Source organism: Urechidicola vernalis (assembly GCF_031846385.1).
Classification (GTDB): Bacteria; Bacteroidota; Bacteroidia; order Flavobacteriales; family Flavobacteriaceae; genus Urechidicola; species Urechidicola vernalis.
This window is the reverse complement of sequence record NZ_JAVRHV010000007.1, coordinates 61628-81263: the sequence shown is the minus strand read 5'-3', so window position 1 is coordinate 81263 and position 19636 is coordinate 61628. Positions and strand designations below refer to the sequence as shown.

15 protein-coding genes are annotated in these 19636 nt (G+C 34.5%); 4 read left to right on the top strand and 11 right to left on the bottom strand.

Annotated features, from left to right (window positions below; genetic code table 11):
* Positions 1 to 42 precede the first annotated feature (42 nt).
* The 3 genes from RM519_RS12325 to RM519_RS12315 all read right to left on the bottom strand — a co-directional run bounded on the left by RM519_RS12325 (position 43) and on the right by RM519_RS12315 (position 4638).
* The gene (locus RM519_RS12325) at positions 43 to 1389 is read right to left on the bottom strand and encodes a tyrosine-type recombinase/integrase (protein WP_311594123.1); all 1347 of its coding nucleotides are present in this window, start codon (positions 1387 to 1389) and stop codon (positions 43 to 45) included.
* A 361-nt stretch (positions 1390 to 1750) separates the two neighbouring features.
* A complete protein-coding gene (locus RM519_RS12320; RefSeq protein ID WP_311594122.1) occupies positions 1751 to 3142 on the bottom strand; it encodes a sulfatase family protein in 1392 nt (463 codons plus the stop codon).
* A gap of 17 nt (positions 3143 to 3159) precedes the next feature.
* Positions 3160 to 4638 (bottom strand): alkaline phosphatase D family protein, encoded by a 1479-nt coding sequence (locus tag RM519_RS12315; protein ID WP_311594121.1) that lies wholly within the window; start codon positions 4636 to 4638, stop codon positions 3160 to 3162.
* Between the two features lie 355 nt (positions 4639 to 4993).
* Between RM519_RS12315 and RM519_RS12310 the strand changes: the two genes are divergently transcribed.
* Genes RM519_RS12310 through RM519_RS12300 form a run of 3 tightly spaced genes read left to right on the top strand, consistent with a single transcriptional unit; the run spans position 4994 to position 6740 of the window.
* Positions 4994 to 5425: a hypothetical protein gene (locus tag RM519_RS12310; RefSeq protein WP_311594120.1), complete on the top strand. Its 432-nt coding sequence runs from the start codon at positions 4994 to 4996 to the stop codon at positions 5423 to 5425.
* Entirely contained in the window at positions 5425 to 5766 is a 342-nt protein-coding gene (locus tag RM519_RS12305) for a hypothetical protein (protein WP_311594119.1), read from the top strand. Before RM519_RS12310 ends, RM519_RS12305 begins: the two co-directional genes overlap by 1 nt.
* Positions 5767 to 5825: 59 nt before the next feature.
* Positions 5826 to 6740 (top strand): transporter, encoded by a 915-nt coding sequence (locus tag RM519_RS12300; RefSeq protein WP_311594118.1) that lies wholly within the window; start codon positions 5826 to 5828, stop codon positions 6738 to 6740.
* A 9-nt stretch (positions 6741 to 6749) separates the two neighbouring features.
* On the opposite strand, the gene RM519_RS12295 is transcribed toward RM519_RS12300, so the two are convergent.
* From RM519_RS12295 to RM519_RS12260, 8 genes are all read right to left on the bottom strand, one after another.
* On the bottom strand, positions 6750 to 9434 hold the full coding sequence (locus tag RM519_RS12295) for a sodium:solute symporter family protein (RefSeq protein WP_311594117.1): 2685 nt from the start codon (positions 9432 to 9434) through the stop codon (positions 6750 to 6752).
* A gap of 73 nt (positions 9435 to 9507) precedes the next feature.
* On the bottom strand, positions 9508 to 10608 hold the full coding sequence (locus RM519_RS12290) for a sialidase family protein (protein ID WP_311594116.1): 1101 nt from the start codon (positions 10606 to 10608) through the stop codon (positions 9508 to 9510).
* Positions 10601 to 12643 (bottom strand): family 20 glycosylhydrolase, encoded by a 2043-nt coding sequence (locus tag RM519_RS12285; RefSeq protein ID WP_311594115.1) that lies wholly within the window; start codon positions 12641 to 12643, stop codon positions 10601 to 10603. Before RM519_RS12285 ends, RM519_RS12290 begins: the two co-directional genes overlap by 8 nt.
* A gap of 9 nt (positions 12644 to 12652) precedes the next feature.
* Complete coding sequence (locus tag RM519_RS12280; RefSeq protein WP_311594114.1) at positions 12653 to 14716, bottom strand: GDSL-type esterase/lipase family protein; 2064 nt, start codon at positions 14714 to 14716, stop codon at positions 12653 to 12655.
* 2 nt (positions 14717 to 14718) lie between these two features.
* The gene (locus RM519_RS12275) at positions 14719 to 15594 is read right to left on the bottom strand and encodes a phytanoyl-CoA dioxygenase family protein (RefSeq protein WP_311594113.1); all 876 of its coding nucleotides are present in this window, start codon (positions 15592 to 15594) and stop codon (positions 14719 to 14721) included.
* A gap of 26 nt (positions 15595 to 15620) precedes the next feature.
* Positions 15621 to 16751: a sialidase family protein gene (locus tag RM519_RS12270; RefSeq protein ID WP_311594112.1), complete on the bottom strand. Its 1131-nt coding sequence runs from the start codon at positions 16749 to 16751 to the stop codon at positions 15621 to 15623.
* A 14-nt stretch (positions 16752 to 16765) separates the two neighbouring features.
* On the bottom strand, positions 16766 to 17536 hold the full coding sequence (locus tag RM519_RS12265) for a creatininase family protein (protein ID WP_311594111.1): 771 nt from the start codon (positions 17534 to 17536) through the stop codon (positions 16766 to 16768).
* A gap of 3 nt (positions 17537 to 17539) precedes the next feature.
* Positions 17540 to 18721: a n-acyl-d-glucosamine 2-epimerase gene (locus tag RM519_RS12260; RefSeq protein ID WP_311594110.1), complete on the bottom strand. Its 1182-nt coding sequence runs from the start codon at positions 18719 to 18721 to the stop codon at positions 17540 to 17542.
* Between the two features lie 206 nt (positions 18722 to 18927).
* On the opposite strand from RM519_RS12260, the gene RM519_RS12255 reads away from it, so the two are divergent.
* Positions 18928 to 19635 (top strand): FadR/GntR family transcriptional regulator, encoded by a 708-nt coding sequence (locus RM519_RS12255; RefSeq protein WP_311594109.1) that lies wholly within the window; start codon positions 18928 to 18930, stop codon positions 19633 to 19635.
* Position 19636 lies beyond the last annotated feature (1 nt).

The following is a 19636-nucleotide window of genomic DNA, read 5'->3' as shown; positions in this document are numbered from 1 at the left end:
TAACATCAAAGTGCTAACTTAGAGTGTTTTAACCCTAGCAACCTATGAAACACCATATTTTCTGGAAACGACAGATAACGTCGAATTTCCCTTCGATTTTTTTTCTTCCTTGTTGTAATAATCCATAAACACATCCAAGTGCTCATTTCTATCTTGATTAACATACTGAAGGTATGTTTCAATTTTTTTATGACCTGTCACCTTCATAATAACTTCTCTCGGTATCTTTCCTTCATGAATACACGCAAAACTCCTTCTTAGTGTGTGCAGTCCAATATAATTGTACTTTTCACGCATCTTTTTAATTCCTCTCCTAATCTTTTTATCAGTTCCTTTTACCTCAATTGCTTCTGTAATTCTACCGTTAACCATTTCATCTATCTTAGCAATTTTACCAATTTCTTTAAAATGCAATCTCAACTTCTGAGTTGAAATAGAATATGGTAAACCTTCTTCAAATATCTTTTTCACCCTAGGAAGGACTGGTATTCTTACTGGCTTATTGCCTTTTTTTTGAGTGACTCTAATCTCTAATCCATTTCCGTAGGAATAAAAATTCTTCTCTACAATTCTTTTGGTGAGTGTTTCTCCCCTCTGACCTGTAAAAACTCCAAGAATAAGCCACTTTCTCGCATTTATCAATGCAGGTCTTTTCAAATCTGCCTTTTCAATTTTCTCAATATCCTGCAGAGTTAACGGAATCACATCCATGTCATCATCATACGGAGAAACTTGTTTCACCTTAATATCACTTAATTCTACGGAAGCTTTTACCCCGTTTGAACGAGCCTCTTTACAAACCGTTTTTAAGTCTGCTATCTTCTTGAGCGCATATGTCGGAGCAAAATTCTTTTCAGCCAATAAATATTTCTTAAAGTTTTCAAACAAGGATTTGTCCATTTGCTCAACAATTATTTTTCTACCACCTTGAAAATTATCAAAATGAAGTAACAAAATTTTATATGAATTAACCCTGCTTTTACTTAATCCAATCCCTCCTTTTGCATTATCACGAAAAGGTGCTTCATCAATAATTTTTTGAATCCAATAAGAAACATCTTGATTTAATCTTTCAGGTGGGTTATAGTAGTATTCCATCTGAGCTTTAAGCCAAGGTTTAGTAACAGCGTCAATGGATTCTTCGTATTTCAATGCATCCAAAATGAACTCTTCAATTTTTAGAAGTTCTTTAGACAACTCTATTTGTTTGTTTTTAATGAGAACATCCTTTGAGTTAGAAAAATGCTTCTTCTCCCAATATTCCCGCTCAACTTCCTCCTTAATTGGACAATCCAAATAACAACTTTTTTTATTCTTGTTAAACCTAATCCTTAAAATTAAAGGAGCTTTTACCCTTGTTGAACGATATAAAAAATTTGCTGTAGCCATATTAAAAACATTTAAACCACAAAGGTAAAAAATATGAACGTTATTTGGACGGTTTTATGACTAATTCTAAATATTGTTGAAAACTAGTGAGTGCTCATGACTAAAACCTAAATTGAAACAAATCCTTTAGACAAGAGGTTTTTGCTCTAAAAACACAGTGTTTATAAGCGAGTCGTCATTTTTAATTAAAAAAAGGTTCAAGTCCCGCCTTCAGTACTAAACCTCGAAATCTTTTGATTTCGGGGTTTTTTTATTTTTAGAAACGACAAGAATACGTTTTATGCACTATAAGAAAAATCATACAGAAATATGAGTGAAACATATCAGATTTTGTCACATCTTCTATTATTAATCCTTACAATTAATTCATCTTATAATACGGAAACTCCTTATCATTGGTTTCTTTAGCCCATTTTCCAATTAATTTGCGATGTTTGATTAGAATCTTTTCAAATCCTTTTTCATATACCAAATTCTTCATTTCACCTGGATCGTTTTTCATATCAAACAATTGTTCTCGTTTTTCACCATTGTCATAAATACAGTATTTGTATTTTTTTGTACGGATCATTCTACCGGTTGCGCCTAACTCTTTATCTCCCTGTGCAAACATGGTTTCACTCACCACATACTTACGGGGTTTTACAGATTTACCCTCTAGGATAGGTTTTAGTGATTTTCCTTCCATTTCTTTTGGAATATCAGTTCCGATTACATCCAAAATGGTCACTGGAATATCGAGAGCATTAGAAACCAATTCTGAATACACTCTTTTCTTCGTTTCCCCTTTCCATTGAATAATAAATGGCGTCTTTACAGATTCATCATAAAGAATTTGTTTTTGATTCCAGTGATGCATGGCAACACCTTCTCCATGATCGCTTGTAAATATTACGATGGTATTGTCTTCGTAACCTCCATTTTTTAAAGCCGCTAACACTTTACCTATTTCCGCATCCACCTTTTCTACTAAGCGATAATAACCCCACAAATACTGTCGCCATGTTTTTTCATCCCATTCTTGGGTTGGATAATGAAAGTGAGTATCTCCCTGAATTTCACGAAGTACAGTTGGTTCGTTTTCTGGGATTTCAAAATTATCTGGAAGTGGTGGCAACTTACTTAAATCGTCTGGTGCCAATTCTATTGGACCATCTGGCAAATTGGTTCCAATGGCATCTGCTCGTGCCAATTCACAAATATTATGTGGATTCATAAAAGAGACCGTTAAGAAAAAAGGTTGCTCCCTTTTCTTTAATAAAAATGCTTCTGCTGCCGTCGCTCTTTTAGTATCGGTTGATTTTTTACTTTCTTCATAATTATAGCCCGCTGCTACTTCTGTTGCTCCAACGTGCCACTTCCCAATATAGTCGCTTGTATAACCAGCAGATTTGACTAGGTTTCCTAAAAACGCATTTCCCTCTTTTATTTTAAGCCCATTTCTGATGGTTCCTATTTGATGTGGATAACGGCCCGTTTGCAAACTAGACCGAAAGGGAAGGCATAAGGGTTGTGTAACATAATTGTTGCTGAATAGCACACCGTCTCCTGCCAATTTATCAATATTAGGCGTCTTAAGGTATGTATTCCCCACACAACTCATTGCGTCTACGTGATGTTGATCCGTAATAATTAGTAAGATATTTGGCTTTTCTAATACTTTATCTTGCCCTCTCAAAGAGCTGAAAGACAACAAAACTAGTAGCGTTAAAAAGACTGATTTATCGCTCATTTTTAAAATTGATGCATTCATTATCGTTTTATTCAATTTTATTTTACAAACTTTTTTTCAAAAACAACATTACCACCAACATCCATAAGTTGTAATTTAAGTGTAGGATTACCTTCAGTTCTAGAAACATTACCTTGTAAAAAACCACCCTTTACTCTTAGAAATTTATGCTCAGGTCTTTTGTCATTTGGATTCCATCCACTTGCGTGTTTATCAGATCCTGCTCCACAACCAAATTCCCATAAGTTTGTCCCTTCTAAATGTGTTACATATTGCCAATGCCTATCACCATTGACCAAATAAACATTGTCAAATTCATTTAGAAAAGATCGAATTTCATCCGCCTCCGTTTTAAATGCCTTATTGGCGTAACTATCATATTTCTTTATTCTATCCGGACCAAGAATGGGGTTTGCATTGATAATTATTTTAAATGTTGCATCAGATTCCTGGAGGGTTTTAAATAACCATGCTTTTTGTTCAGCCCCAAAAATTGTTTTTCCAGGTCCATCTGGCATATCGTTTTGACTTCTATAATTTCTACTTTCAGTTATCCAAACCTGTACATCCTTGCTCCAACGAATGGTTTTGTAAAATTTATCATGCGTTGGAAATTGTTCTTTATCAAAGATTTCTTGCCCACGCTCAAAGGTTACTGATCCATAATGCATTCCAGGATATGCATCATTTCTCAAAATATCATGATCGTCTTTCATGTAATAAGTAGTATGGTTCGACCAGAATTCTCTTTGAAGCGGTAATCCAAAAAGTCGATCCCATTTAAAGCGCATAAGTTCTTCTGTCATGGCATAAGGCTGCATTTTATCATAATATTCAATATCACCTGTATGCACATAAAAATCTGGATTCAAATCTTCTAACGCCTTGTATATAAGGTGTCCGTCTGGGTCATCCTTTCTTAAATAATCATGACAAGTAACTATAGAAAAATTTATATCATCCGTACTTTCCGTTTCCGGCGCTGTTTTAAATGCACCCGTTACAGTATCGGAAATCGCTGAATTTTCATCCTTTCGAGCCTCAATCTGAACTGCATAATTAGTTCCAGGTCTTAGGTTTTCTAATTTCCACTGTGTTGTAAAATTTTTATCATTGGCAACAGCCACCCAATCAGTTGCTATTTTGTCTTCTTCATTTCCTAAAGGGAAATACGTTAATTTTACCTCACCACTTGTTCCAGGGCAAGCATCTAACATATTTTCTAAGGTTTTACCTTCTGGCATTTGTGCTGCATAAATTTCATCATCAAATCCTTCTGCATCATATTGGTTCAATTTTTCCCGTTTCATTGCTATAAACGGAGTTCCTTTTGTATTGCGTTCCGCATTTTTAGTAAGTCTTGTCCAAATAACAATAGAATTTTGGTCTGCCCATCCGTTGTGAATTCCATTCCCAAAAAAAGGTCCATTGGTTTCTCTTAAAGTATCACATGAAACTAAAATTAAGACAAAAATTAGATACCAAAACTTAGACTTATTAAATACACATCTATTCATTTCTATATTTTTGATTGTTACTCTTAGAATTTAGATAAATTCAATTCTTAAACTCTGATTAGACTATTATTATTCGTTATTTTTTTGTTTTAAAGATTCCATAAAACTACGGAAAACTGTTGACACGAATTATAGACGAATAATTTAAATATTAGGTAACGGGCAGAGAGATTGTTTTAGAAATACTCTAAATAAAATCTAAAACAATATTAAAAAATCCGCAATCAACCTATTTAAAGCTAATTACGGATTTTATTTGTTGTCCCGCCTTTATTACTAAACCTCGAAATCTTTTGATTTCGGGGTTTTTTTATTTTTAGATTTTCCTTAATTTTAATTTTGCTATTTGCCAACTATGAAACAACGAATCGTATTAATAATTTTGCTTTGTGCAACATGGTATTCCAAAGGTCAAAATTCAACTAAAGACACATTATATTTTCAGTTTGACTCTGATTATCTAGTTTGTTTAAAGAATTATGAAGAAAATAACACAATCAAGTTTATTGACGAAGAAATTGTAACATCTGCCTTTGGACAAATTATTAGAGAAAACTTATTATTATTCACTCAAATTTCCAACTCCAAAATCTTAACCAATTTAAGACCTAACTCAATACATAATTTAAAATCATATTTAAAAGCAAAACCTAAAACCTTTATTGATAATACGACACAACATTTTGACTCTTATAAAATAATGCGGTATTTCGACCGCTTTACAGTTTATTTTATAGTAGATGGGAATTTTATTGAAATAAAAACTATAGCCACGTTACAAGAATAATGATTAGAAAACTTTATTTCAGCCTTATCCTATTGTGTTTATACTCTTGTTCTGAAAAAACAGATCGTATTCAATTTACTGTTGAAAATTTTTCTAAAGGCAGAATAGACACTCAAAAACCATATCCAAATAAATCCTATACTAAAGCATTAATTCGCGTGAAGGGTTTTTGTAATGACAGTATTATCATAAAAGAACAAGGTGATACTTATAATTTTAAATTTTCTGGAAATATCGATACTATATTACAGATGGAATACTATGGCACTTACAACAAAATATTTTTATTTAATCCATATCGTTGTACAAATGGTAAATTATTAATTGAATATGACTTATAAAATAGTCTTTCAATTATATGTCTTTTTTCATTTTTGAATAATATCGTAAATTCGTTAGAATGAAGTTTTTCAATAAATTCTTTCTAGCAGTACTCATATTATCTAGTTTTAAGTCCATTTCTCAAGATTTAGAGCCTCGATTTTTATCATCCTTACCTATAAAATCAAATATTGCTGGTGTAATTTATAGTTATTCTACTGGTAATATTTTAATGGATAATTCATTACCTATAGAAGATTTAAATTCTGATATGCATTCTGGGACTATTGTTTATGTTAGAAGTTTTAGTTTGTTTAACAAATTGGCGAAATTCGATTTTAATCTTTCCTATTCCAACGCGCAGTTCAATGCCCTTGTAGAGGATTCAGCCCAAGAAACCACTAGAACCGGTATTGGAGACCCAAACTTTAGAGTGTCTATAATATTAATTGGAGATGAACCATTAGAGGCTTCAAAATTTGGACAACGAAAAATCTCAAAATTTAAATTAGGGGTTGCATTAAAAACAAGAATACCTATTGGACAATACGACAATTCAAAATTGATAAATTTAGGTTCTAATCGGTTTGGCTTCCATTTTAAGACGGCAGCCGCTTATCGCATCTCTCCAAAGTTAATTATAGAAGGTCATGTTAGTTCTTGGTTTTTCACTACAAATAATTCGTTCTATGCTGATAATAAACTTTGGCAAGAACCATTGTTAAGTACGCAATTGAATACTGCCTATATATTCAATCCAAAAACTTGGGCGTCTGTGGCAATTGGCGCTGTGTTTTTTGGTCAAACTCATTTAAATGAATTAAAACAAGAAAATCACCAAAATAACTCACGTTATAGTTTTACTTTTTCTAGAAGAATAGGAAAAAAAGGTTCGCTAAAGTTTATTGCAACAAATGGCCTTTCTACAAATATTGGTACAGACTTTACCTCTTATTTATTAGGGTATCAATTTCTATGGTTGGATAAAATTTAAAAGCCTTAACTACTTTTTACTGTAGGTCAATTCTTCCAAATTCTTTTGTTCAACTTTAAAAACAAAACTAAACAACCAACCTCCAATTACACAAACCGGAATAGCAATTAGTGGATAAATATAAAAGTTAATTGGTGTGTTGTATTTTATAAACGCCAATACTACTATACTTAAAATTGCACCAATTAAGGTTCCTTTCCAATTGGCCGATTTTACAAAGATTCCTAAAATGAATATCCCTGCGATTGCACTTCCTAGAAGACCTATAACTTCTTGGAATAAAAAGAACAATGACTTTACCGGGAAAGCAGCCATTAAACAGGCTATTATCGTTCCGAATACACCTACTATAACCGTAATCCATTTGGCCATTTGCAATCCGTTTTCTTCGGAATACTTACTTGAAAATCGTTTATAAAAATCAACAGTAACCACTGTAGAAATACTGTGCATACTACTATCTAAACTACTCATAGATGCTGAGAAAATACCTGCAATTACCAACCCTGCAATTCCTGGCGGCAAATGGTTTGTTATAAACAATGGAAACACACTGTCGTTTTGCATACCTACCGATAAAAACTCAGGATGCTCTTTAAAATACACATATAAAAACGCTCCCATTGTAAAGATTAGCAATCCGGCAGGGATTGCAATAAATCCGTTTAACCATATACTCTTTCTCGCTTCTTTTTCATTGGCTGTTGTCATATACCGTTGTACTACGGCCTGATCTGTTGTATAAGGCACTAAAGTCAACGCAAATGAACCTAAAAACAAGGACCAGGTTACCACTTCAGTAAAACTAAATCGTAGATCTACCATTTGCATCTTTCCATCAGCATAGGCAGTTTCAAAAATATACCCAACATCTCCAATTTCAATAGCAATAAATATCAGTCCTAAAATCAATCCCAAAATCAATACAATAACTTGCACAACATCTGTCCAAATTACGGCTTCCATTCCACCTAAATAGGTGTATAAAATGGCTAGAATACCCATAACCACAATGGCTAAATAAATATCGATTCCCACTACAGTAGATAATGCCAAAGCTGGCAAGTACACCACAATTCCCATTCGCACTAATTGAAACAGTACAAACGAAGTACTACCGAACATTCTTATAACTACATTGAATCTCTTTTCTAAATATTCATAAGCGGTTGTAATATTTAATTTTCTAAAAAACGGCAAATAAAATGCGATTACAATTGGCACCACTAATAAAATGGCGAAATATCCTAAATAAGCTTGCCAATCGAACGAATATGCCAATGCCGGTTGCGATAAATAGGTAATAGCGCTTAGCATGGTTGCATAGATACTTAACCCAGCAGCCCACCATGGAATACGACCTCCTGCTAAGAAATAATCGTCAGTCGTTTTATTTTTTCTTGAAAAATACCAACCCATTAATACCATAATTAATAGGTAAGCAACCAAGGTTACATAATTAATCCAGCCGAAACTCGCTTCATATGGTTTTTGCGTTGCTATTGTCACTGAACTTGTTCTTACGCCTGGTCGTACTTCTCCACCAGGAATCACAATAGCATCCCCCCATTTTATAGCATTGGCAACAACCTGTGTTTGGTTCGGATGCTCTCCGCGTTTACTCCAGGTATCCGTAATGGTATGATACGCCCAAACCGTTTTTGAAAACGATGTGGCTTTCACCAATTCTTTGTCCTCAGTCTGCAAGGCTTCTAACTTCAACTTTTCGTTATCGGCAAGTTCAGCCTTATCTTTTAAGATATTTTGTTGCTCCCAATTACTAATTCTATTGTTTAATTCTTGATGTTCTCCACCGGCTCCTCCAAAAATTAAAATATGAGAATCTCCAACTTTTATTGAAGGTGCGGCCGCAACATAGCCATGTTCAATACCTGGTGTCCCGTTAGAAGGGATATCATTTTTTTGTGACCAAACATTTCTATGCGGATCAAATTCGTACACATCGCCCAATAAATTATATGCAACATCTTTGCTAGCATCATAAGACAAACCACTAAACACATATAAACAATCTTGATGCCCGTTACTTTGTGCAACAACAACAGGCTGAATACGATGCATTCCAGGAAATTCTTCATGTTGTTTCCATGTATATTGTTTTCTAGTTAAGGATGTAATAACGTTGAATGACAGAAATGAATTTGTTGAGATTCCTCCTTTTTCTAATTGACCACCGACTAGATACACCATATCGTCAATCATGCTTCCTCCAAAATTTGAAAGCGGAATTGGTAAATCAGGTAAATTCTCTATTTCTACGGTTTTAGTTTTAGCATTCCATTTTAAGAAAAACACCGATTTAAATACCGTGCTTTCATTATCGCCACCGATACATAAAATTCCTTTGGAAGTATTAATAGAAACACCATTTGCCATTGGATAAGGCAATACTACTTCAGAGGTAATCCAATTCGAAGGTTCGTTTTTATTTGGCAACACATAAATTGTGCTATGCCATTTCTTTTTACCACCTTCCCAAACAGGTTTGTCCGGAAAATTCGCGCCCCCTGCAATAATTAAGGCGTCATTATGAACACCGCTAAAAGACCCATTCAGTCCAACTTTATTTGGAATTTCTACATCGGTTTTCCAATCAAAAATGGCTGTATCGTTTTGAGCTATTAAGTTTAAACTGAATAAAAAGCAGAAAATATATAGAATTTGTTTCATCATAAATGGCTATTTGGTCGCAATATACACAATAACTAATAAAATTGTATTATGTTATACATATTAAAAGCACCTACTATTTGACCGACACTATTTTATAGTGAATACCTTGATAGGGATTGTCTTTACCTGCTTCAAAAAGTACAAATATTTTATTGTCATTTAATTCAACTAAATCTGAATAAGCGGCATGAGATTTATAAATAGAAATCGTTTCATCCCAAGATTCTCCTTGGTCTTTACTGATAGAAAGTAACATGTTTTCACGTTTCTTTTCATGCGCCGGATTGGTAAAAAGTAACACTTGTTTTCCATCTCTCTCCACACTTAATATAGCACCTTGACAGCGAGGTTCTGGTAGATTTGCATCTATGTTTTGCCTTATCCAAGTCAAGCCTCCATCTGAACTAATAGCCGTTTGTCTTGCCTGTTTATCTTTACGCTCGTAATTTCGCATGTTCAAAAGTAAATCACCGTTCTCTAACTCTACTACCGTGCATTCGTTTACTTGATCTTTAGGTGTTCTTCCTCCCAATTCCCAATTTTCACCACCATCATCAGAATAAATTACATGCGAATAATATTTTTTTGAATCTCTTTCTATATGATCGCACGGAATTACTAAACGCCCTTTATTTTCTCCTTTTTCCAATTGAATCCCATGTACAGGTCCAGTAGCATACCAGGTCCAATTATCTTTCTTTGTCGTTTTTGTAATGTTTTTTGGAGTAGACCAACTCTCTCCATTATCATCAGATTTTAAATGATACACCTCTCGAGTTTCCTTAGTTGCTCCTGCTATAATTTCCGACTCATGATCATCACCATTGTTCCAAGTCAATAATAAATGTACAAACCCGGTATTTTGATCCACTACTGGTACCGGGTTTCCGCAAACATTATTTCCATCATCCCAAACCACCTTCAATTTACTCCACGTTTTTCCGTCGTCGGTAGATTTTTTCATTACCAAATCTATATTTCCAGTATCCGAGCAACTACTTTTTCGAGCTTCGGCAAAAGCCAAAATACTCCCATCGTTGGTTTTTACAACCGCAGGAATTCTAAAGCAGTTGTAATCAGATTCTCCTGGATTGAACAAAGTTGTATACGAATCTTGCGACCAAAGAAATGGTTGCCAAAAAAGTAGTATTAATATGAGTTTTAATTTATTCATTAGTGTTATTTTTTATGTTCGGATTGAATTTTAAATCGAATACAGTAGATACATTAACTCCATCAGTATTCACTGGCACACAAGTAAACATCCATTTCCATGACTTACCTCCTTGTGGAATCTTAAGCAGCACTTTATTCCATCCTTTTTTCAAAGCAACTTTTGTTGGAGTTCTATAAAAATAATCCTCATCCAAAAATGGAATTTCCATATCATCTTCATCCAACCCAGGTTGTTGCCAAGTTGGAGGCGAAATTTCAGTATCATTTACCCAAATTTTAGGTTTTGTAAAATGCCATTCGCCCTGACTAGCCGTTGCCCCCCCTCTCCTACTAGAACGCGACCATCCTTGAAATCCCATCCAGAAATCTTGAATTCTATCATCTGGAGAATATATGTTAGTATATGCATAATAGGTTCCTTCTTTCTCAGCGGTAATAGATTCAAACCCAAAAAAATGTTTCAAATGAATGGTTCCTCCAACATGATTTTCAGACCACTCATACTCTTCGTTTTTGATTGAATAGGATGCTCGAATCTCATCTTCTACCGGGAAAATCTTTTCCACATTTCCTCCATGATTAAACGGCCCAATCAAATTCCAACTAATTGCTGATTGCTTTACATAAGGGAACTCTTTTTCTTTAAAATACAAGGCCTTATGCGTTAGTGCTTTTTGTTCGAACTGTTCAAAAGCCTCAAACTCTGGAGTATTTTGTGACGGCAATTTTGCCCAGTATTCTTTATAATCTTTATCGCGACCTTTCCAAATGGCATCGGCATAAAAAACTATGGAAGGATAAATAGGGTTTTGCCTTAAAATATCTCTCCCCATTTTTACATTATTATCTGGCCAAGCACACAGTACACCACCTAATGCCAACTCATCTCCTTCAGACTGCCTACATGGTTGCTGAAAAAACAGCCTTGCCATACCAGCAAAAGGGTCTAAATGATTGATGTAATTGGCTCTTGAATCTATAAAACGATGTCCTTCTCTTGGCTCATGTTGAGCCCAAAGTTGATTAATTGAATTTGTGTCTTCTGGAATCAGAATACCTTCTCTCCAAACAATTAGTTCTTTGTTTTTCGACTTGATATGATTCATCAATTCTAAAATAAATTCGTTTGATACATACTCCTCTTTGTTTCTTACTTCATCCGTACCAATATGAACATATGGCATATCTTCATGTGGCACTAAATCGATCATCTCAGAGAATAGATCCTTTAAAATAGGCAATACTCTCGGTTCTTTCATCGACTTTATATTTAATGCCGCTCTAAATGCTTCGGTATGCCCTGGAATATCCAATTCTGGAATTACGGTGATGTATCTTTCCTTGCAAAACGCCACCAAATCTTTAAACTCCTCTTGTGTATAATAATACCCTTTATGCCTTGATGTAGCGTCTTCAGATTGTAATTCTGGATACAACTTACTCTCCAATCTCCAACCTGGATTATCGGTTAAATGCCAATGAAAAACATTGTATTTGTATTGCGCCAATACCTCAATTTGTTCTTTTAATTGTTCTATTGATTGAAAATTCCTACCAGTATCGTGCATAAATCCACGGACTTTAAATGCAGGCCAATCATTAATTGCTACTGTTGGTACAGAAACACCATTTTCTGTAATTCGAGTAAGTTGTTTTAAAGATTGAATTCCATAATAAATTCCTTTAGAGGTGTTCGCTGTAACAACTATTTTATCAGTAATATCTAAGGTGTACCCCTCATCAGAAGAATCGTTTTCACTAGATTTTTTAACTAATTCTATGGCAAGACCATTCTCTCCAATTTCGACTCCTTCTTTTTGAAAAAAGCCTTTTAACAATTCTCCTTCCGGTTCAAATTCATTAGCAACTATTGAAACAACTTTAAATTCTAACAACGCATTGCCATACGAAATTTCTTGCGGTGTTGGAATTATTGGATGCGTTTGACTGCAATCTTCCTGCTTATGAGCAGTACAGGAAATTAAACTTACTCCTACTAATATTGCTGCAACTAAATGTTTAATGTTTCCCATTAGAACTTGTTATTCGTTTGAAAATGTTGACGCTGGTAACTTAGCATCGTTAATTAAATTTCCCTCACTAAAAGGTGTATATCCATATCGTACATAACGTGGCTCACTTATTTCGGAAGACCACACATACAATATTCCATTATTTATTTCTGAATCTGCTGGAATAAACACTCCGTCATTCCCAGCAATTTTAAGATCTTTTACAGGCAATCCATCAGCCGTTTTTAATCCATTATCATGTTTAAAATAAACCTCTAATTTATTCTCGTTCACATTTATAAAATCTAAAGCAGGTCCTGAATACTCTATATTTTTTCCATAGGTGTTTGCCAAGGCAATTTTTGAAAGTCGTTCGCCTACAATCCATTTTTTTTTTGGATGTACATCGGTTTTATGCCCAACATCCAAGGTCACCGCCATACCTGTATTTGGAATACTGGTCAACTTACTTTGTGAATTTCTAAAGGCACCCCAAGTACCTCTATTAATACTACTTAACTGTGTAAAATAGAATGGCATTTCAGTTTTGTTCCATGCTCTTCTCCAATTGTCAACAAGCATTTTAAACAAGGTGTTATGCAATTCGATATCATGTGCATTGGATTCTCCTTGGTACCAAATAACTCCAGCAAAATTATAATTGTTTATAGGCCTTACCCCTGCATCAAATAAAAATGTTGGATCATACGGGTGCCTAGTTGCTCTTCTTTTATTTCCTCCGAAGTTCTCAGAGATTCGCCCAGCTGCCCACTTGTTCATTTTAGGGTGCATCCATGTATCATTCAATAAACTTATGGTTTCGTGCTTTTGCTCCATCCATTCTCTATCTACCCAACTTTGAATGGGTGAACCTCCAATTGCGTTACAAACAACACCTACCGGTACATTTAATTCTTTTTGAAGATTGTAAGCATAAGCGTATGCAACAGCGGAAAAATTAGATAAAATCTCATTATTTGCATTACTCCATCCAGAATATTTGAAATAGTCATTCGCATTTAATAATGTCTTCTCTTCTTCAGTAAATTTATTAGGCCCCAAAACTTTTGGATCCATGGAGAACAAGAAAATATTTTTATTTAGCGAATCACTTAAAACGGTTTTGGCATTTTTCATTTGGTGGACTTTAAAGTCCATATTAGATTGCCCTGAAGCCAACCAAACTTCACCTATATAAATCTCGTTTATAACAATGTTTTGAGATTGTTCAGATGAAATCGAAAGTTGATAAGGTCCTCCTGCTTCCATTTTTGGAAAAACCACCTTCCAAGTACCATTTATTGCTTTTGTTTCTAATGAACTGTTGTTTAAAGTAACTTTGATTTGATCATTCTCATTGGCAGTTCCGGAAATCACTACAGGTTCATTCCGTTGTAAGACCATTTTCTCACCATATAATTTTGGCAATTGCAATCCGCCATAATCACCGGAAATAGCACCGTATACTTTATTAGCAATTATGGAGGCTCCCTTTTTATTTGGATGTAAATTGTCCGGTAAATATTCAGGGAAGTACTTTAGTGGGTCGTGCAAATTAATGAGTTTTACCTTTGCCATTGTTGCAATCTCCTCAATCTTCGTTTGAATTTCTTTGAAACTCTCTCGCATACCCTCTTCAAACCAATGATGCCCAGATAATGTTGGTGACATTTTACAAATTAGAACTTTTGGTTTCGAAGGTAACTTTCTATAAACTTCGATCAACTCCAAGTAATCATCAATAAATTCTTCTTTGTGAGCAGGCCAATTATTGTTGCCTTGATCATTTAGCCCTAAATGTATGATTACAATTTTAGGCTCGAAATCTTTAGATTTTTGAAACTGTGGTTTTTCCCAATAAGGTTTGTGGCCATTTTTTAAAAGTGTCGCTCCAGAAAATCCAAAGTTTTGAACTTCATACTTAGTTCCCAACAATTCTTGCAATTGAACAGGATACGAGTTTTCTTCTCTATTTTCAATCCCAGCGCCAAAAGTCACGCTATCACCAATACAAGCGACTTTAATTTTTTGAGCAACCATACTTTCAACAACCAATAGAATCACTAACATTTTCAATAAAAAAAGACGGTTCATACTTAAATGTTTTTATAAAGTAGTGGGAAAAATTTTCCTTCCATTTTTTGCCCTTTTTTAACTATTGGAACTCCTTTCAATAATTCTTTATCCGTATCGCTTACAGTTCCATCTGCAAAGACATTCAATACGCATGCTCTCCTACTGATATCGGAATGATTTTCGTAAGATCCGTGTACCATTAATGGGTGATGAAATGTTCCGTAACCCTTTTTCAATTCTATGGCAACAGGTTTAAATGCTGATTTTTGTTCTTCAGTCAAATATTGCATTAAGCCGTTCATATCTCCTGCCAAATTTGGAGCATCTAATAGTCCCCATTTATGACTTTTGGGTATGTAATGAATACAACCATTTTCTGTTGTAGTATCATCTAAACCAGTCCAACAGGTTAAATGTTGCATTTTAACTGTTCGTGTCCAATATGAATAATCTTGATGCCAAGCGACAACTCCTCCGTGTTTTGCTGGTTTGCAAAAAAGTTGATCATGCCAAAAACGTACAGAACGATTACCTAACAATTGACTTGCAGCCATCACAAAAGCCGGATTCCACAATATATCATGAAAGGTTTGTCCAATTCTCCAATGCCCTAAAGAATGAAACAATACCGAGTTTTCATTCGTTGACTCATTTGAATGAAATTCATGAAACAAATGATGTAAAGGATGTTTTGGATCTCTAATTTCATTTAATTCCTTTTTTAATAATTTTAAATGACTTTCATCAAATAATTTAATACCAGAAACATATCCCATCTCATTATAATGAGCAATTTGGTCTTCGGTTAACCTATACTCATCCCATTCTTCTTTAGATTTCGGCATTTGAAAAACCGAACTCAAAGGGTAATGAAAATCTGCTAAGTCTTTAATCATATTTATGGCATTCTAAAAGAATTGTATTACTTCTTTCTTGGCTTTTTGTATTTGTCTTTTCCGTCTGTTAGCCACTTCAATGAAAAACTTACAAATGGGTTTTTCTTATGACCATCTTGTTCAAAGAACAAACCGATGTCTCCATTTTCTAAAATTGTTAAATCTGAATAAGCAGATTTTCCTTCATAAATAACTTTTCCTTCAGACCATGTTTTTCCTTCATCGTAACTGATTTTTACCGTCATATTTACACGCCCTTTTTTTGAAGCGGCATTTGCAAATAGTAATCTGTTTTTCTTGTAACCGTCTTCTATTGATGTATACCTAAGAATTGCTGCATTACAACCTGGGTCAATCAATTGAGGTTCCGCTTTTGTTTCCCAAGTTTTACCTTCATCAGTTGAAGTATGCACATAACGAACTCCTTTTTTATCATTTGCTCTGGCATTTACCATCCAAGTTCCATCTGCCAATTCAATAACTTTAGATTCATTTGCTGGTGATATTGGCGTATCGATAAAGAACCAAGTTTTACCGTGGTCATCACTTCCAAACAAATGCATTCCACTTTCTAAATTAACCATACAATGCAATAATTTTCCAGAACGTGTTTGAATTCCTCTACCCGATGTAATAAATTTAAACTCTTTATGCCATTCTGGTTTCGCAATTTGCGAGGTAATGTCTACTGGCTCACCCCAAGTTTTACCGTTGTCTGAACTTTTCAAGACATGTAAGTAATACACATTTAATTCCTTGTCTAAATCCATGTAATTGTAAAACAAGAAAATTTCTTTTGTAACCTCATCAACAATCATTGATGGGTCTGAAGCCGATTGACCAAACGGAAAATCAATAACCATTTCAATAGGTGTCCACGTTTTTCCATTATCCGAACTACGACGCTGAATAATATTAATGTCTTTACTCCATTTTAAATCACCGCAATTTGGAACACGCTCGTCAATTACTGCAATTAAATCGCCATTTGGCGCTGTTACTATTGCCGGAATCCTATAGCACTCTACATCATCTTGCATCGATTTATTGAACAAATCTTCGTAATGAATGATTCCTTCAGCAATTTTAAAATCCTTTGTTTGTGCGCAAGCAGAAATTGAACATGCTGCAATTAAACCTAAAATATATTTTCTCATTTTTTCTAGTTTTTCTATTCGTACATATTATTTATATCGGCATGGTGTAATTCAACCAAGAATTCACCTATTGCCTTTGTTGTTTCATTTAGAAATTTGGCTCCTTTCTCTTTAGTTGCCATTTTCGGGTCTCCCACTCCAGTATCTTCAGTAACTGATGTCCATTTTCGCTGAGCAGAAACCCATCCTTGTTTTAGTCCCTTTATCTTAAATTGTTTTGCAGCTCCATCTCCCGCCTCACTTAAGAGCAACACCAATTCTGGTGTAACGTGCATCATTGCCGCGGTTTCTAATTCACCCGCATGATCACCTGGTTCATCGAAATAATCAGAAGGATTTACAGCATGCCACCAATTCAATGAACACACAAACACATTCGGAAACTCAAGACTCAATTCACGAATCATTTGTTTAAAATTATTCCCGCCATGAGCGTTTACAATTACTAATTTATGAATGTTGTGTGTGTCTAAAACTTGAACCACATCCTTTAGTACAGCATATTGTGTAGATGGATTCATATTCATACATAATTGAACATCCATCTGACCGGTATTTACACCAAAGGGAATAGCTGGTAATACAATCGGTTTACAATTTTGCTCCCAAGCCAACTTTGCAGCTTCATTGGCAACTTTATCGGCTAAAATGGTGTCTGTTGCATAAGGCAAATGATAATTATGTGCTTCGGTTGCACCCCATGGTAATATCGCAATTGAAAACTGTTCATCTTTAACATGTTTCCAGTTGGTCTCTGCCAGAATATAGGGTCTTGGAGTTTTCATATTTTATAATTTACTTTCAATATTTTCGAAGGATTTCCAGCATTGATACATGGCTCTTGGCACGTGGAAACACCCTTTCCATTTACCTCCTTTTAAATCAAGAAGCACTTCACCTTGTCTATTTAGATAACCATACCACTCTCCATTTTCCGGGTCTGAAAAGTGTGACCAAGAATAGTCATGCACTTTTTGATACCAAGGCAACAATTCCTCTCTTTGTGTATGCTCGTATGCTTTTGCAAGTGCAACTAAAGTTTCTAAATGCACCCACCACAATTTTTGATCCCATTCTAATTGTTGTGTAGGATACCCTTTGGCATCCATAAAATATAAAATTCCTCCAAATTCTGAATCCCAACTATACTCCAAGATTTTTAAAATAGTATCTGTTGCTTTTTGAATTAGACTCTGATCGTTTCTTCTAATACCAATATCAATCATAAACCACATGGCCTCAATTCCATGACCGGGGTTTAATAAGCGACCGTTAAAACTATCCTCCAAAGAGCCATCAGGTTTTACGAACTCATAAATAATTCCAGATTCCTTATCCAAAAACACCTCCATAACTTCGTGAATACTGAAGTCAATGGTTTTTTCTACTTCCTCTTTCGGAAGAATATCTTCGAGTTCTAAAACAAGGTTCGATAAAATCATTGGTAAAGCAAAACTCTTTAGAGGTCTTGCTCCGGTAGATTTTTCATAAATCCCTTTTGAGTTATCCTTCTTTTTTAAAATGCTTCTATAGGTGTCGACTGCAAGTTTTTTGATACTTTCATCTCCACTTGCAATTGCGTACTGACTAAATGCCATCGCTGCAAAACAATCTGAGAAAATATTATAGGGCTGCACCAACGCTTCTCCTTCTTCGGTTGTTGAAAAATAAAAGTTACCCTCAGCATCCATTCCATTCTTTACAATAAAATCAATTCCGTTTTTTGCTATTTCTAACCATTTTTCGTTTGTCTCAACTTTATTATAAAGCATAGAAAACATCCAAGCTTGGCGCCCTTGAAGCCACATAAACTTATCCTTTTCAAAAACATTTCCTGTATTATCCAAACATGTATAATACCCACCATTCTCGAAGTCCACAGAATTTTGTTCCCAAAATGGAATCACATCCTTTAATAAGGTGTCTTTATACTGCTTACTAAGTGTTCTATGTTTTAATATGTCTAACATAAGACAAAAATATAAAATTTATTAATTACACTCGAATAATTTAAGTTAAATTGATAGAAATCAGATTAAAATTACATATAAATCAGACATATTTAATTTTTTGTGTATATTTGAGCAATTGCTTCACGAATGAATGTAATATTCGTTAAATATATTTACTTATTTTTGTTTATCGAATTAAGACGCTAAAAAAGAACTAACTATTCATGTCTGAAACTAAGAAATTTAAAAAAATCGCCCCTTTAAAAAACCTGTCACTAGTTGACAAAGTAGAACTTCGACTAATTCAATTCTTTAAAGATAATAATTTAGTTCCCGGAGACGCTATTCCAAAGGAACTAGATTTTGCGGAATCACTCGGAGTAAGCCGTACGGTTGTACGCGAGGCACTTTTGCGTTTAAGGACTCTTGGCTTGGTAGAATCAAAAAAGCATCGTGGAATGATTCTAACCCAACCGGATTTTATAGATAATTTTGAACGCGTTTTGGATCCTAAATTGTTGGGAAATGAAACTTTAAAAAACCTATTTGAGTTACGTCTAATGCTAGAAATGGGCATGGCAGATTCCTTATTTGCAAGAAAAACACAAAAAGGGATTGATGAATTAGAAAAAATTGTAGAAGCAGGTGAGGCCGAAGGTGTAGACAACTCTATATTTTCTTTAGAACATGAAATTCAATTTCATGGAAAACTATATCAAATGGCCGGCAATGTTACCTTGCAACGTTTTCAGGTTTTACTTCTTCCTGTTTTTGAGTTTGTTCATGAACAACAAGGTTTGGATGAGAATTACGTTAAAGGAAAAGTAGTTACCCACCGTAATTTATTGGACAATTTAAAAGTTGGAAATCCTGAAACCTTTAGAACAGCAATGCGACAACATTTAGATCCTCATTTTTACAGAATTCTCTAAG